This is a genomic window from Streptomyces sp. NPDC047869 (genome assembly GCF_040704065.1).
GTDB lineage: Bacteria > Actinomycetota > Actinomycetes > Streptomycetales > Streptomycetaceae > Streptomyces.
In genome coordinates, this window is record NZ_JBEYRK010000033.1 from 65,719 (window position 1) to 80,240 (window position 14,522).

Here is a 14,522-nt window from a genome sequence, read left to right on the forward strand (position 1 = left end):
AGCCGGGCGGACGCCGCGAGCGGTCAGGAACGTCACGGTCGGTAGCTGTGTCAGCCGGACCAAGCTCGAGGCAGAAGGAGACTGGTCGGGATGGACGATCTACGCGACGGAACCAGACCCGACGGTGCTGTACCGCGGGCTTGCCTGAAGTCGACCGTGCCGCTGGAGAACACTGCTTCCGTGAAGTCAACCGCACTGCCGGAGAACCTGGTCCCGTGGAAGTTGACCGTGCTGCCGGAGAACGTTGTCGAGTGGAAGCTGACGGTGCCGCCGGAGAACCTCCCCTCCTTGACCTTGACCGCGCCGCCGGAGAAGGCCGCTCCGTAGAAGTTGAGTACCCCGTCGCAGACCGTCAGCCTGTTGAAGTAGACCATGCTGCCGGAGAACATCGCCTTGCCGAACTCGACTGTGCTGCCGGAGAAAGTTGCTCCCGAGAAGACGACTGCGCCGCCAGAGAACTTCGCCGCATTGAAGCTGACTTTGCCGCCGGAGAAGGTCGTCCTGTGGAAGGCGACCTCACCGCCGGAGAACGCCGCCTCATCGAAGCTGACTGTGCCGCCGGAGAATGTCGCTTCGCAGAAGTCCCCGCCGTCAAAGGTGGCGCCGGTGAAGTCGAAGTCGTGGCCTTGCCACGAGTGGAGGTGCTCGGGTTCCAGACGGAGGTGGTCGCGGATGAGGCGGATGACGGTGTGCCGGACCTCGCGCAGAGCCAGGTAGTTGTGTCTGGCTTCCGCGTCGCCTGCCGGCAGGTCGGCCTCTCCGGTGTAGGGCAGGCGGAGGTAGGAGCACAGGACGTCGATGCAGGTCTGGCGCAACTCGCGGGTGGGGGCGTCGTCGGCGAGTCCGGCCAGGGCGTGCACACCGCCGAGACGCACGGCGGCTGAGTCGTGGCCCAGTTGACCCACGGCGGTGGTGAAGCGTTCGGTGTGCAGGCGGGTGGCCTCGCGCAGGGCGCCGTCCTCGTCCACGCGCTGCCGCCGGTAGGCCACGACCAGGGCGACCAGGGCACCAGCCCCTGCGACCACCCCGAAGGACAGTTTCACCAGGTCGAACAGCGTCGTGGAATCGATGCGATGTTCGGGCTTTAGCCCATGGACACTGAGCAGGTCCCAGCCGGTGTAGAACACTGCTGCGGCCACCACAACCGCCGCAGCAAAGGTCAGCGCGAGGACAGGGCCCACTGGCCACAGGCGCAGCCCCCGCCGCTCGGTCCGGCGCCGCGACGTACGTAATCCCATACCCGTTCAAGACTGCTACCGCGTTGTGATGGTTGCGGATAGCGTGCCCGCTCGCCGGACGCTCCCAGCGCACGCGCCTGTTGCGTGGCTATTGCGCCTGCTTGCCCGCCTGGTCGCCGCCCTGTTCCAGGGGTACTGGAGGCCGAGGTCGCCGTGCCGGCCGGCCTGGCGTAAGCCCTGCCCCCGGTGGACTTCCCGCCTGGGGGATCCCTTCCTGACGGCCGCTCTTTGGCTGCGTCTGAGCACCGGGTCGATGACCACGGGCCAGTCCTCTCCCAGCCTCCTGTCCTCACGGGCTTGCGTAGTCGGCGCGGACGACGACGCGGAACGTGCCTGTTGGCCCATGGGGCGAGGGCTGCTTTCCGGGTGGAGCGGCCGGCGACCGCGCGGCACGGGCGCCGGGCGCCTCGAGCCGGTTGGTTGCGGCGCCCCCCACACCGCACCGCGCATCCAGTCGTAGAGCAGCGCGCCGAGCGTTCCGGTTACCCTGACGGCATCCAGTACACGTGCCGAGGTCTTGCTGCGTGCCCGCCACGAGATGCCTTCGAGGGGGAGCTCGTCGAGCGCGGGGCCTTCAAAGAAGGCGGCGGGGAACTGCAGCGCAGGAGGCGATCTTGTCCAGCGTGTCAGGGCGCGGGGCGGTGCGTCCACCGCACACAGGGACACAGCCGTGCTCAAGCTCGGCAGCCGCACGCTCCCCAGGGCAATCAAGGACATGTATGCCCGAAGCCCTCAGCGCGTTAGGCAGGCAGCGCAGGCCCACCAACCGGCCAGCGCCCCTCAGAGCACGTTCGGGCGCCAGCAGGACGCGGGCGCCGTCGACCGGGATACGAACTCCACGACCAGCTCCAGGAGCCCGCCCAAAGCCCACAGCCGTCAGGATGATCCACCACGCGTCGGGTCGATCACCGAGCCGTCTTGCTGGATGTGAAGTGTCGGCGACAACGCGGGCGTGGACAACGCCCCCTTCAGACCGCCCACCCGAACCGCCGCCTGCACGGCCCCCGGGATGAGGTCCACCGAGCAGCCCGGCACCGTGTACCAGGTAGTTACACCCTGGCCCACCGCGACTGAGACGTCTGCGTCGGTCGGACCGCAGGATGCGGGTTCCTGCGCACGCACGTACCCCAAGCGCAAGTGAAGCGTAGCCGGGTCCCCGTTGTTACTCGCCACCAGGCCGAAGGTCACCGTCGATTTTCCGAGCCGTGCACACGGCCACCACTGCACGGACCCCAGTACCTGTGCACGCGTGGCGCAGTGCAGATCGGCATCCAGGCGGGACGCCGGTGACCCGCTGCCGCCCGGGACGCTCGCCGTCGGCGCGGTGGCGGCCGACTGCTGCGAGGCGGCCGGCGGAACCGCGTCGCGATCGCTGTCGAACAGGTGCTGCGCCCAGGCCCCGACCACACCAGAGACCACGGCGGAGAACACGGCCGACGCCACCACAGCGATGACACGCCGACGCGTGGGACTGAGCGAATTCCACCAGGACACAGGTGTCGGCGGGGGCGGGGATGCGTTCACGGCGACACTCTCCAGTGTGACAACAGCGGCGACGGACCATGCGGGACTCTATCCCTCCCCATCAGCCAACTGATGCTTTCCGCAACGTGGTTGGCTGAGGATGGACACCCACCCTCATGGGCCGACATGGACGAAGGGAGCCCACAGCTCCGGTGCACCCGGGCGCTCACGGCGCAGCTCTTGTACCGCCGTGTGCAGCGCGATCGCCACCTCCGCCGAATCCGGGTCCCCCAGCAAGCTCCTGTAGAAGGTGCCGGCCGTGTGCCTCGCCCGATGGCTGTCCAGGCGCCACTGAGTTGCCACCACGTGCCGGAATCCGGCCAGCCGCATGGCTCCCGCCAGCGTCACCGGCTCGTCCGGGTGGTCGACGGTGGCCCGCAGGGTTTCGCAAGCCGAGAGGTAAGCCAGCTCCGCCCCCTTCAGCCTGAGCGCGGCGATATCCGCCACCCGGATCGAGCCGCTGGCCGCATGATCACAGGTGAAAAGCGTCCCGTCAGCGCTGTCGGAGTCCTGCTTCCCGTGGCCCGCGAAGTGGAACCAGCCGGAGGTTGTCAGCGCGGACAGCACAGCGAACCGCGTCGCCGCCTGGTCCTGCAGCCGTACGGCCCCGGGCAGCAGCCCCGCGACCAACGACGCTTCCTTTTCCACGTGGGGCAGATCAGGCAGACCCGCCACTTGGGGAACGTGGCCCACGTCCACCACAAGAGGCCGCAGCACCGGCCGGGCACCCTCAGGGTTGCGCCACGCCCGAGCACTGATCAGGGAACGCACTGTGGGCGTGTACGAGGACACCGCACAGTCCATCGCCATCGGTGCCGAGGTCTCCTCCAGCACGTAGGGATCGTCCGGCAGCATCCCGGCCGCATGTACGGGCAGACGGTTGAGCACACCAGTCGGGCACCACCACAGACGCGGCAGGAGGCTGCGCCCATCGGCGTGGTCGGGAGCGGACAGCCCGAGGAAGTCGAGCACGGGACCGGACACGGTGTGCCAGAGCCAGCGCAGCAGATCAGCGAGATACGACCGGACGTCGGCCGCCGCATCCGGCTCCTGCCGCATCAGCAGCCTGGCGAGCGTGTCGGCCCGCAGCTCGGCCTTCCTGACATTGAAGGAAGGCAGCGGCAGCACGTCCACCCGCTCACCGGTCAGGATGAGGGCGTCACAGCGCAGGTGGCTCACGTTGAGCAGGACGACCGGACCGTGGTTGCCGGCGTACGCCAGCTCGTCGAAGAGCGGTGGAAGCAGGAACCGCCCCATGCCCGACATGAGGCGCACCTGGGCCACCAGTTCCTCCCACCGGTGGTGCAGGTCCCGACGCTGCCTCGCCCATCCGTGGGACGCCTCCTGCGCACGGTCACGACCGGCGTCCGCGGCGGGCCCGTTGTCCACCTCGCCACGCACGCGCTCGAGCTCGTCAGCCAGCCGCGCATCCCTCGCCCGCACCGCGTCCAGATCGCTGTTCATGTCCAGTGCCTGGGAGAGGAGCTGCGCCCGGCCGTGTTCGAGGAGTTCGACCGCGCGCTCGGGCGAGCCGGCGTTCAGCGCCACCGCGGCCGCGTCGGACACGGCCGACGAGGTACTGCCCAGAGCCAGCAACCGGTCCTCGCGTGACAGGCCTGCCCACGCCAACTGGGGGAGGACCTCCACACCGCTCGCGTAGCCCTCGAGGGCGCCGCTCCAGTTCCCGGCCTGTGCAAGCAGGCGGCCCCAGCTGAGCGCCGCCGTCCACCTGAGCCCGGGTCGGCCATACCGGTGCCGGGCGGCCTTCCGGTAAAGCTCCAGAGCCTCCATCTGTCGGCTCTCGGAAGGCTCCACCATCAGGGCGTCGGCCAGGAAGAGCGCCTGATCCACCCAGGTGGGGTGGTCTTCCGGATAGGCAGCCAGGCCCTGCCGCAGATAGTCCAGAGCCTCGAGGGCGCTCGCCGGATCCTCCTGGAATCTGGACCAGGCGTGCAGGCACTCGCCGTACTGGGTCAGCAAGGCGCCGCGCAGCCGGTGCCCTGAAGGTGTGATGTCAAGCGCCTGTTGGCCCACGTCGAGCGCGAGCGCCAGGTCCTCTGGGCTCTGGCGCTCGGTAGAGCGCTCGGTGAGGAAAGAGACGTACGAGGACAGCACCAGGTGCCGGTCGGATGCGGATTCCGATCCGGTGGCAAGAGCCTGCTGGATCTCATCGAACGCACGGTCGAGCAGAACCTGCTCGCGGGTGATCTTCCAGAGCGCGTGCAGGGCGTGGGCGAGATTCCGTCGATAGTTGGCCTGGTTCAGGTCGGTCGGCAGGGCCTCCTCGACCGCGCGTTCCAGGTGATCGATCGCCTCGCGCAGCATGGCTCTGTCCCCAGTGGCCTCGGCTGTCTGCCGCAGCTGTGTTCCGAGGTTGTGGTGCAGCAGAGCACGGGTGGAGCCAGGGATGCGCTGGGCGTCGAGTGCCGAACGCAGGATCCGCTCCGCCGCCCGGCGGTCCTCCGGCCGGTCTGGCAACGACACGGTGATGGCGTGGTTGGACAGGCGGGCTGCCCATTCGGGCGAGTCCTCCGTGGGCACCAGCTCGATGGCGGTGTGCGTGTGATGCAAGGCGCGGCGCAGGTCGTCGGCGCTGCCTTCCTCCTCGTAACGCATGCGAAGCAGCTGACCGAGCGTGGTGTGCAGATTGGCCGTGCGGAACGACTCCTCGCCGGCCGGGCAGCCTTCCAGACACTGCTCGGCGCTTGCCACCGCGGCGTGCAGGACGTCGCTCCCCCCAGTCAACTGGTAGAGCTGCATGAGGGCGATGCTCAGCTGGTTGTGCGCCCTCCAGAGGGCACCCGGACAAGCGATGGCTAGGGCCCTCACCGCCTGCTGGTACGCAGCGACCGCAGCCCCCAGCGCTTCGATGCCGCCAGTTCGCAGAGCTTCGTGGTGCCGGACGGCGGAACGCAGAAGAAGGCGAAGACCGTAGTCCCGATGCTCCGGCGGGACCACGGCAAGCGCCTGCTCCGCCAGCCGCCCAGCCTCACCGAGCAGTCGCGCATCCGCAGGGTCTCTGATGTAGCAGTACAGCAGAGCCTCACCGAGGTGGTAACACACATCCCCGCGGGTGAGACGGTTCGTCCCGTCGACATGTGCAAAGGCCTCGCTCAGGTCCGCGCGAGCCTGGTGCAGGTCCTCGGCCACGCCGTGGATCGCATAGCGCTCGCAGTGCAGTCGGCCGCGCAGGGCGAGCGGCAGCCATCCGGCATCGCGTCCGCCCGCCCGGTCGGGAGCGAGCCGCCAGGCATCGATGACAGCGGAGGACAACCGCGCGGCCTCGTCGAAGGCCTGCACACTGTGGGTACGCGCATAGTCCTCGAACAACAAGCCGCAGCGCCACCAGACAGCCCGGTGCCAAGCCTCCGTCCCGGGCGTGCTGAACGCGATGGTCTGCGCGGCGGCCTCCAAGGCAAGACGAAAGTCAGCCGGATCATTCGTCACCTCGTACCGTTCCTCCGCGCACAGCCTCAGCAACCGCCAGGCCAGGACCGCCTGCATCCCGCCCTGCTGAGAGGCAGCTTCAGCACGGAGCCGATACTCGGCCAACACCCGCCCCAGCCCCTCGGCGTCCCCGCGCAGCCTGCCGACAGCGACAGCCCACCGCAACGCTGCCTCATGGTGGGCAGGCGTCTCCGGATCGTCGACATGCGCCCGATCAGCCACCTCACGCGCCACGCCAGCTGCCTGAACAGCCTCAGCCTCATGGCCCGTCACCGTATGCCGGGTGCCGTACAACTCCCGCAGAGCCACATGACCGGCCATCCAACGCGCGTAGTCGGACGGCGGCACGCTCCTCGCCGTGTACTCCAGCACGCCGATCGCCTCGTCGAGGTCGCGCAACGCACCCGTCGCGCGCCATCGGGCCATCAGATCGTTCCCGAACTGGATACCTAATTCGGGAAGCTGAGGGTGACCGGCCCCTGCCGCAGAGAGGGTCGCCCGCCGCAGCTCCACGATCTCATCGAGGAGTGCAAAATTTCCAGGATCCCTCTGCCACTCCAGCCACCGCGCGTGCGCCCGCCGCCCCAGCAGCAGGGCATTCATCCGACCGGCCTCCACCCCCAGCAGCCTCCCGGCGACCCGACGCCACCTCTCGTCCGGCCCGGACACGCTTCGCCGCCTCACAGACAAGTCGTCGACCCCAGAGGCGAGTTGATGTCCTATCCTGTCCCGGCTGCGCAGACTACCATCAGAGCAAGGGGCAGACCGTGCCTTACGACGCCGATGACATCCGCCGCCAGGCTCGTGTACTGCTCGCCGAGGCGCCCACATGGCGGCTCACCGCCGACGGCTGGTCACAGGTGGCACAACGACTGGACGCCCTCATGGAAGCGGCCGACCGCCACGACCCCCTCGAACTCAAGCGGGAGATCGACCGCTTGGAGGACGCCGTTGCCACTTGGCGGGCTCCCCGGTCGCTGGCCGACGAGTCGAGCGAAGCGCCCCAGCCGGTCCTAGAGAGCAGTGTCGTCCTGATTCACAAATTCGGCGGCTCAAGCAGCTCGCCGGGGGATGAGGACGAACCGGATGAGCAGTGAGCCGCATTACGCGCGTGAGGCTCTACAGATCCACGTCTTCCTCGACGCGGCGCTGACCAACGGTGCCGGACGGGAGCGCCTGCTCCGGCTCTGGCAGGCCTGTGGCCAGCTCGGCATGGACCGGCCGCTGCCGCCGGCGGCAGACCTCACGCTCCCCGCCGCCATCGGTGGCACCCCGGGATTCCGACAAGTCAAGGTCAGACAGAGCCAGAGCCCGGGCGTATACGAAGCCATGCTCTACACACACGGGGACATCGTCGGCCTCACGGTGATGCTGGCACCGGCCGACGACGGCGGAACGCACACCGCGGCGCAAGCCGGGCGCGTGTGGGCTGACCTGGACGAGCAGTGGAACCGTGCGATCGGTACCAGCCTCGACCCGACGGCGGAGGAAGACCCCGTCATCGGCACCGCCCGCATCTACCGCGCGCTCACAGCAGACCCCTCGAGCGCACCCCACACTCCCGAAGCAGTCGGTGACGAACTGCGCCGCCTTGTACCAGGCACGAGCGCCACCCCCGGCCGGCTCTCGGAGCACATCCCCCTCGACATCGGGCTGTCCCTGTGGGAAGTGACACCCACTCAAGCCGACCTGACCAGCCGTGACCGACGCTTGATCACCACAGCGCCAGCCGACGACACGCACGAGGAACGGCTGGACTCATGGGTATGGGCCGATGGAAGCGGCACCCCAGTGCCTCTGACACGCTACCTACGGCACGCCGCAGTCGTGCGACACCAGCACCGTGTACGCGCGAAAGACGATGAGCAGCTGCAATCACGGCACCGACGACTACGCCAGGAAGGCGACCGTCTCCTCACCGACTGCCTCCGCCTCCTCACCACGGAAGGCCGTACGGCCCGGACGAGCCGCCGCGTACTTGTACGCTGGGAAGCACTGGCGCAGCACGCACAGCAGCTCCTCATCGAGGAACGACTGGCCGCTGCCGAGGCCAGTGATGTGTGCACCATGGGCCACACAGTACGAATTGCATCCACTGCGCTAGCCGACTCCCTCGGCAGCACGGGCCTGCGCCCGTTCGGGTCGGACGTACGATGCGCCGACCAATTGGCCACACTGCTGGAGAACGACACCTTCTACCTCGACATCGCACGCCAGCGCGTTGCTGAGGCCACCCGCATCGCCACAGAAACCGCCACCCAGCGTCTGCAGAGCCATCAACAGTATCTGTCGCTCATTCAAACCTCCATCATCGGTGGCTTGCTGATGGCGTTGGCGGCTGTGCAGACCCTCGGCTACAAGCTGCCCCTCGCACAGCCCGTCCAAGGGCCCTTCATCGCCCTACTGGCAACACTCGCACTTTGCCTGCCCACAGTGATCATCCGTCGTTGGCGCGGCGGAGACGGCGGACGGCCTGGAGCCGCCTTCGAGATCACCAGCCTGGCGGCTACAGGCGCAGCGGCAGGTTGGCTACTGAACCGCCTGGCCGTCGGAGCCCACGGGGCACTTGCCACCACAGCAGCCTGCATCGCCGCTGGAGCTGCCCTGTTCACCGCCGCCGGTGCCTGGCTGGTGCGCCGAGCCTTCTCCTGAGTTTCTCGTCGGCAGCCCGGCCAGCTCCGTACGAGCCTGTGACAAATACGCTGTTGATCACTGAGTTGGCAGTGTTCCGGCCTGAGGATGTAGTGATCGTTTCGGGATACTGTGCCGCGGCGTGGCGTTGCCTTGAGCAGGGAAATTGTGTGGCAGAGGCGCTAGAAGGCTCATGAAGATCTTGGGGTTCTGGCCCCGCCGCGTGAGCGGTGGGGCCAGACTCGTTTTTGTGGTGATGGGGGAATGGGCCGGGGAGACGGTCGGGCCGGATGTGTGGGAGACCTGCCGGGAGTTGATTCCGGCGGGGAGTGTGTTCGCGTTTCTGGCCGAGCACCGGGGTGCGCTGTTTCCGGCGGAGATGTTCGCGGACATGTATCCGTCGGCGAACGGGCGGCCGAGCATGCCGCCGCAGATCCTGGCCGCGGCGATCACGCTGCAGGCCCTGCACGGGCTGTCGGACTTCGAGACGGTCCAGGAACTGCGGTGTGACCTGCGATGGAAGGCCGCGTGCGGGCTGGGCCTGCACGACACGGCGTTCGATGCGTCGCTGCTGGCCTACTTCCGCCGCCGCCTTTCCCGCTCGGTTCGGCCGAACCGTGTGTTCGAGGCCGTGCGCGAGGTCGTGAAGGCCACCGGGGTCCTCAAGGGCAAGCACCGGCGGGCGCTGGACTCCACGGTGTTGGACGACGCGGTCGCCACCCAGGACACCGTCACTCAGCTCATCGCCGCCGTCCGTGCGGTGATCCGCGAGGTCCCCGGCGCGGCCGAGGTAGCCGTGGTTCAGTGCACCGCGCATGACTACACCGATCCCGGCAAGCCCCGTATCGCCTGGAACGACGAACAGGCCCGCGCCGCCCTCGTCGACGCTCTGGTCACCGACGCACTCAGGCTGCTGGGCCACCTGCCCGACCAGGAACTGGGCGAGAAAGCGGCCAACGCAGTCGGCCTGCTCGCCCTGGTCGCCGGGCAGGATGTCGAGCCCGCCGAGGACTCCGACGGCCGCGACGGACGCTGGCGCATCACCCAAGGGACCGCGCCGGACCGGATGGTCTCCACCGCCGACCCTGAGTCCCGGCACATCCACAAGAGCCGAAGCCACCAGCAGGACGGATACAAAGCCCACCTGGCCATCGAGCCCGAGACCGGCTTATACACCGCCGTGGCTCTGCGGCCCGGCGCCGGAGCCCAGCACCACGAGGCCACCGTCGGCCTGGACCTGCTGGCCGACGAGGAGAGCCCGGTGGACGCCTTCGGTGACACCGCCTACTCCGCCGGCGACACGCGCCAAGCCCTCCACCAGGCGGGGCACCAGCTGTTCTTCAAGCCCGCCCCGCTACGGCCCGCCGTCCCCGGCGGCTTCACCCTGGACGACTTCGCCATCGACACCACCACCGCCCGCGTGACCTGCCCCGCCGGGCACACGGTCCCCCTGTCGGACCCCGGCGGACAGCGCCACCAGCGCAAGGCCGCCTTCAGGGACCTGTGCACCGGATGCCCGCTGCGCGAGCGGTGCACCAAGGCCAAGGCCAGCCGCATCCTGACCATCCGCCCCCACCACGACCTCCAGGCCGCGGCCCGCCACCAAGCCGCCACCGATCCCGAATGGCAAGCCGACTACCGACGCTGGAGACCACCGGTCGAACGAGCCGTCGCCTGGCTTGTCCAGCACGGCAACCGACGCCTGCGCTACCGCGGAACCATCGCCAACAACACCTGGCTCCACATCCGAGCCGCCGCCCTCAACCTCCGCCGACTGATCAACCTCGGACTCACCCACACCGACGGCAGCTGGCAACTCACCCCGGCCACCGCATAGCGAACAGGGGCTGCCCGGCCTACGGCCGGACACCCCCTCACCAAGATCTTCATGAGCCTTCTAGGACCTGTTGCGAAAGTGGATTTCTGCAAGAATCACCCTTCCTTGCGTGAACGCGGCTCTGGGCGGCGGCGAGCGCCGCCACGCAGCGACTTTCGGACATGGAGCAATCAGATGGGGTACTGGGGTTCCCTTGTCGTTGTCCGCTATCGGCATCCGCTAAGCGAGGTGGCGGCCTTCACTGACGGGGTGCGCATGCAGCTGCTCCAGGAGCGCGCTGATGACTGGCGGCTTTGGTCGTTGGAAGGGCAGACCTCTCTCGATGAGGAGAGTCTCATCGAACTGGTTGACGTCACTGGGCACCCGGTCCTTGCCGGATTCGTCATGGACAGCGACTGCCTTGTCCTGGAAGGCCGGACCAGGGACCAGGAAACCTGGCGCGCGTGTCTCGATCGGGCAGCTATGTCCGCCTACATGGCGGAGAATGGCCAATCCGTCGACGACTGGTTCTTGGGGCCGGAGGAGGCCGCGGAGCGTGCTGTGGCCTGGGCACGGGCGGCTGACCTGACTCCCGTTCCGAAGGCGATCGCCGATGTCCTGTCGAAGCGGTCCGACCCGTTCGTGGAGGAGGATCTGTTCCAGGAGTTCCTGGCCGGCTTGGGCATCGATCTCTGAACTGCCGCGGGAGAAGCGTGCCGATCACAGCCACTCGTTGATGGCCGCTACGAGGACAGTGGCCTCGTAGCGGACCGCGAGTTTGTCGTACCGGGTGGCGACGGCGCGGTGTCTCTTGAGGCGGTTGATCCCGCACTCGACCGCATGACGCTCGCGGTAGTCGACCGGGTCGAAATGTGGTGGCCGGCCACCGTGAGAGCCTCGCTTGCTGCGGTTGCGCGCCTGGTCGGCCTTGTCGGGGATGGTGCAGCGGATCCCGCGCCGGCGGAGGTAGGCGCGGTTCTTTCGGGAGGCATACGCCTTGTCGGCCCGGACGCGGTCGGGGCGGACGCGTGGTCGGCCCGGCCCGATGCGGGGCACGCGGACCTTTTCCAGCACGGGTTCGAACTGCGGCGCGTCTCCGCGCTGTCCTGCCGTCACCACGATCGACATGGGTTTTTGGCCCTGCTCGACGGCGAGATGCAGCTTGGTGGTGAACCCGCCGCGCGAGCGGCCCAGCCCATGATCACGGGGCTCGGTGAAGATGCCGCCCGGTGGTTCCTTCTGCAGGTCGCCCTGCTTGCGGGCCCCGGCCGCATGCTGATGGGCGCGACAGACCGTGGAGTCGACGTTCAGGTCCCACGTGATCGCACCCTTCACATCGGCCAGGGACTGGAGTCGGGTCAGGATGCGGTGCCAGGTGCCGTCTCGCTGCCATCGGCGGAACAGATCGTAGACCCGGTTCCACGGCCCATACTCGACAGGCACGTCCCGCCACGGGACACCGGTCCGGACCCGAAACCGTATGCCGTCGATCAGCCGCCGTCGCGGCCAGACCGGCGGCCGCCCCGCCTTCATTCCTTTCGGCAGCAACGGCTCCAACACCGCCCACTGCTCGTCCGTAAGATCTCCCCGACCCATGAACCGTGATCATCCAGCGCTCAAGATCCACTTTCGATACACGGCCTAGAACCCCGGGAAGTGCCTTATTTCGCGGGGTTCCGTCTCTGGCTCACTGGTCTCCAACCAGCACCGGCAGACCGTCAACTCCAAGGAACCAGCCCGGCCATGACCCCTCGCCCCCGTTCCCGCGTCCGCACCCAGGCGGCCACCGCCCTTACCACCGTGCTCATGACCAGCGCCATCACGGCCGGCCTGCACCACCCCGGCCACCTGGTACGCCTCCTGGCCGTCCTCGCGGCCGTGCTGGGCGCTCTCACCGCCACGCTCGCCCTTGTCGCGGCCTTCGCCCCCACCCCCGCCACCCGCACGGCCGCCCGCACCACTCTCGACCTCCTGCTGCGCCTGGTGCCCTGGTACACCCCGAAGAGCTGACAGCACGAGCGAGAGAGCTGCCCGCGCAAGCCCGCGGGCCTGGGCCGGGAAGCGGAGGCGGCGCGGCGGGCCGCCTCCGGCACGCAGCACGGGCCGGTGCTGCCCCACTGCTCTTCCCGTGCGCCAGCCCGTTGGCCGGTGGGCAGTTGCCGGCACCGGTGAGCAGCCAGCAGAGAGCGTTTCAGAGCCTGAAGCCTCCGTCGACGGCGTAGTCGGCGCCGGTGACGTAGCTGGCCTGGTCCGATATGAGGAACCGGATCGCCGAGGTGACTTCGTCGGCGGTGCCGAAACGGCCGAGCGGGACGTTGGAGGTGACCGCCTTGATGTGGGCCTGGCGTTCTTCCTCGGTCTGGTCGGTCTTGTCATAGATCGGGCTCTCGATCGGGCCGACCGACATGTAGTTGACGCGGACGCCGTGGCGGGCCAGATCCTTGGCCCACGCCTGCGACAGGTGGTTCACCGCGGCCTTCGATGACGAGTAGACCGACATGGTGCCCATCGGGTTGTCGACCATGGACGTGGAGAGGTTGATGACCGAGCCGCGGGAGGCCTTCAGCAGCGGGAGTGCCTGGCGGGTGACGTCGACCAGGCCGCGCACGTTCACGGCGTAGACGCGGTCGAACTCGGCCATGTCCAAGCCCTCGAGCGGTTGGACGGGGGCCATGCCCGCGTTGTTGATCACTACGTCGAGGCGCTGGTGTTGCTGCTGGATGTGAGTGATCGCTGCCGCGATGTCGGCGCTGTTCGTGATGTCGGCGACGACGTAGTCGAGGGAGTCGATGCCCTGCGCGGTGGCGGCGAGGGCGTCCTCGTTGCGGCCCACGATGATGACGCGGTGGCCGTCCCGGGCGAGTGTCTGCGCGGTGACCTGCCCGATGCCGGATCCGCCGCCGGTGAGGAGAATGACCTTCTGGTCCATGGGTGTTCCTTGGGGATGGAGCGTGAGGTGGTGTTCAGGCTTCGTCGATGACGAGGCCCAGGCTGTGGGGGTCGCGTTCGTCGGGGTCGGGGCCGTGCCGTACGCCGGTGTCGAGCGCGTCGATGGCGCCGAGTTCGTCCGCGGTGAGGGTGAAGTCGAGGACGTCGAAGTTCTCGGCGATACGGGCCGGGTTGGTCGACTTCGGGATCGCGGAGCGCTGCTGCTGGAGGTGCCAGCGCAGCATGACCTGGGCCGGCGTCTTGCCGTGTGCGTCGGCGATCTTGCCGAGGACCGGGTCGGTCAGGGTGCTGGTGCGGTTCTCGCCCCAGCCGGGGTAGAAGGTGATCCCGCCGATCGGGGACCACGCCTGGGTGAGGATGCCGTGCGCACGGTCGGTGTCCTGCACGGCGGGCTGGGTGAAGTAGGGGTGCAGTTCGACCTGGTTGATGGCGGGGACGACGTCGGTGTTCGCGATCAGGGTGTCCAGGTGCGGGGGCATGAAGTTGCTGACGCCGATGGCCCGGACCTTGCCGTCGGCGAGCAGCTTCTCCAGTCCGCGGTAGGCGGCGATGGTCTGCTCGAAGCGTGCCGGTGCGGGCTGGTGGAGGATCAGCAGGTCGATCTGCTCGACGCCGAGCTTGCCGGCCGCCTTGTCGAAGGCGTGCTGGGTCTGGTCGTAGCCGTAGTCGCTGACCCAGACCTTCGTCTCGATGAAGACGTCCGAGCGGTCCAGGCCGGAGCGGCGGATGCCCTGGCCGACCTCCCGCTCATTGCCGTATACGGCCGCGGTGTCGATGTGCCGGTAGCCGGTGTGCAGCGCGGTCTCGACCGCGGCGGCGGTCTGGTCTGGGGGCGACTGGAAGACACCGAATCCGAGGGCCGGCATCACGACGCCGTTGTTCAGAGTGAGGGCGGGGACGGTGTTCATGGCAGGACT

The 14,522-nt window shown here is 68.4% G+C and carries 11 protein-coding genes; 5 read left to right on the top strand and 6 right to left on the bottom strand.

Going from position 1 to position 14,522, the window contains the following annotated elements; all coding sequences use genetic code 11:
- Positions 1-50: 50 nt before the first annotated feature.
- The 3 genes from AB0924_RS31635 to AB0924_RS31645 form a co-directional block, all read right to left on the bottom strand.
- Positions 51-1,181 carry a pentapeptide repeat-containing protein gene (locus AB0924_RS31635; RefSeq protein ID WP_366913217.1) on the bottom strand — a complete coding sequence of 377 codons (1,131 nt, stop codon included), beginning with the start codon at positions 1,179-1,181 and terminating at the stop codon, positions 51-53.
- 933 nt (positions 1,182-2,114) lie between these two features.
- Positions 2,115-2,669: a hypothetical protein gene (locus AB0924_RS31640; RefSeq protein WP_366913218.1), complete on the bottom strand. Its 555-nt coding sequence runs from the start codon at positions 2,667-2,669 to the stop codon at positions 2,115-2,117.
- A gap of 207 nt (positions 2,670-2,876) precedes the next feature.
- Positions 2,877-6,812 carry a CHAT domain-containing protein gene (locus AB0924_RS31645; RefSeq protein WP_366913219.1) on the bottom strand — a complete coding sequence of 1,312 codons (3,936 nt, stop codon included), beginning with the start codon at positions 6,810-6,812 and terminating at the stop codon, positions 2,877-2,879.
- A gap of 164 nt (positions 6,813-6,976) precedes the next feature.
- Here AB0924_RS31645 and AB0924_RS31650 point away from each other — a divergent pair, with 164 nt between their 5' ends.
- The 4 genes from AB0924_RS31650 (at position 6,977) to AB0924_RS31665 (ending at position 11,352) form a co-directional block, all read left to right on the top strand.
- The gene (locus tag AB0924_RS31650) at positions 6,977-7,306 is read left to right on the top strand and encodes a CATRA system-associated protein (protein ID WP_366913220.1); all 330 of its coding nucleotides are present in this window, start codon (positions 6,977-6,979) and stop codon (positions 7,304-7,306) included.
- On the top strand, positions 7,296-8,861 hold the full coding sequence (locus tag AB0924_RS31655; RefSeq protein WP_366913221.1) for a CATRA conflict system CASPASE/TPR repeat-associated protein: 1,566 nt from the start codon (positions 7,296-7,298) through the stop codon (positions 8,859-8,861). Before AB0924_RS31650 ends, AB0924_RS31655 begins: the two co-directional genes overlap by 11 nt.
- A gap of 235 nt (positions 8,862-9,096) precedes the next feature.
- Entirely contained in the window at positions 9,097-10,677 is a 1,581-nt protein-coding gene (locus AB0924_RS31660) for an IS1182 family transposase (RefSeq protein WP_366913251.1), read from the top strand.
- 249 nt (positions 10,678-10,926) lie between these two features.
- Positions 10,927-11,352 carry a hypothetical protein gene (locus AB0924_RS31665; RefSeq protein WP_366913222.1) on the top strand — a complete coding sequence of 142 codons (426 nt, stop codon included), beginning with the start codon at positions 10,927-10,929 and terminating at the stop codon, positions 11,350-11,352.
- A 24-nt stretch (positions 11,353-11,376) separates the two neighbouring features.
- On the opposite strand, the gene AB0924_RS31670 is transcribed toward AB0924_RS31665, so the two are convergent.
- Positions 11,377-12,252, bottom strand: coding sequence for an IS5 family transposase (locus AB0924_RS31670; protein WP_358940764.1), 876 nt, complete (start codon positions 12,250-12,252; stop codon positions 11,377-11,379).
- Positions 12,253-12,399: 147 nt separating this feature from the next.
- On the opposite strand from AB0924_RS31670, the gene AB0924_RS31675 reads away from it, so the two are divergent.
- Complete coding sequence (locus AB0924_RS31675) at positions 12,400-12,666, top strand: hypothetical protein (RefSeq protein ID WP_366913224.1); 267 nt, start codon at positions 12,400-12,402, stop codon at positions 12,664-12,666.
- A gap of 181 nt (positions 12,667-12,847) precedes the next feature.
- On the opposite strand, the gene AB0924_RS31680 is transcribed toward AB0924_RS31675, so the two are convergent.
- Positions 12,848-13,585, bottom strand: a complete 738-nt coding sequence (locus AB0924_RS31680) for an SDR family oxidoreductase (protein WP_366913225.1) — start codon at positions 13,583-13,585, stop codon at positions 12,848-12,850.
- A gap of 34 nt (positions 13,586-13,619) precedes the next feature.
- The gene (locus AB0924_RS31685; RefSeq protein ID WP_366913226.1) at positions 13,620-14,513 is read right to left on the bottom strand and encodes an aldo/keto reductase; all 894 of its coding nucleotides are present in this window, start codon (positions 14,511-14,513) and stop codon (positions 13,620-13,622) included.
- Positions 14,514-14,522: the final 9 nt, after the last annotated feature.

Coding starts and splice junctions, on each gene's coding strand:
- AB0924_RS31670 (WP_358940764.1), bottom strand. CDS start 12,252: ATGGGTCGGGGAGATCTTACGGACGAGCAGTGGGCGGTGTTGGAGCCG.
- AB0924_RS31645 (WP_366913219.1), bottom strand. CDS start 6,812: ATGAATGCCCTGCTGCTGGGGCGGCGGGCGCACGCGCGGTGGCTGGAG.
- AB0924_RS31675 (WP_366913224.1), top strand. CDS start 12,400: ATGACCCCTCGCCCCCGTTCCCGCGTCCGCACCCAGGCGGCCACCGCC.
- AB0924_RS31655 (WP_366913221.1), top strand. CDS start 7,296: ATGAGCAGTGAGCCGCATTACGCGCGTGAGGCTCTACAGATCCACGTC.
- AB0924_RS31660 (WP_366913251.1), top strand. CDS start 9,097: ATGGGGGAATGGGCCGGGGAGACGGTCGGGCCGGATGTGTGGGAGACC.
- AB0924_RS31685 (WP_366913226.1), bottom strand. CDS start 14,513: ATGAACACCGTCCCCGCCCTCACTCTGAACAACGGCGTCGTGATGCCG.
- AB0924_RS31680 (WP_366913225.1), bottom strand. CDS start 13,585: ATGGACCAGAAGGTCATTCTCCTCACCGGCGGCGGATCCGGCATCGGG.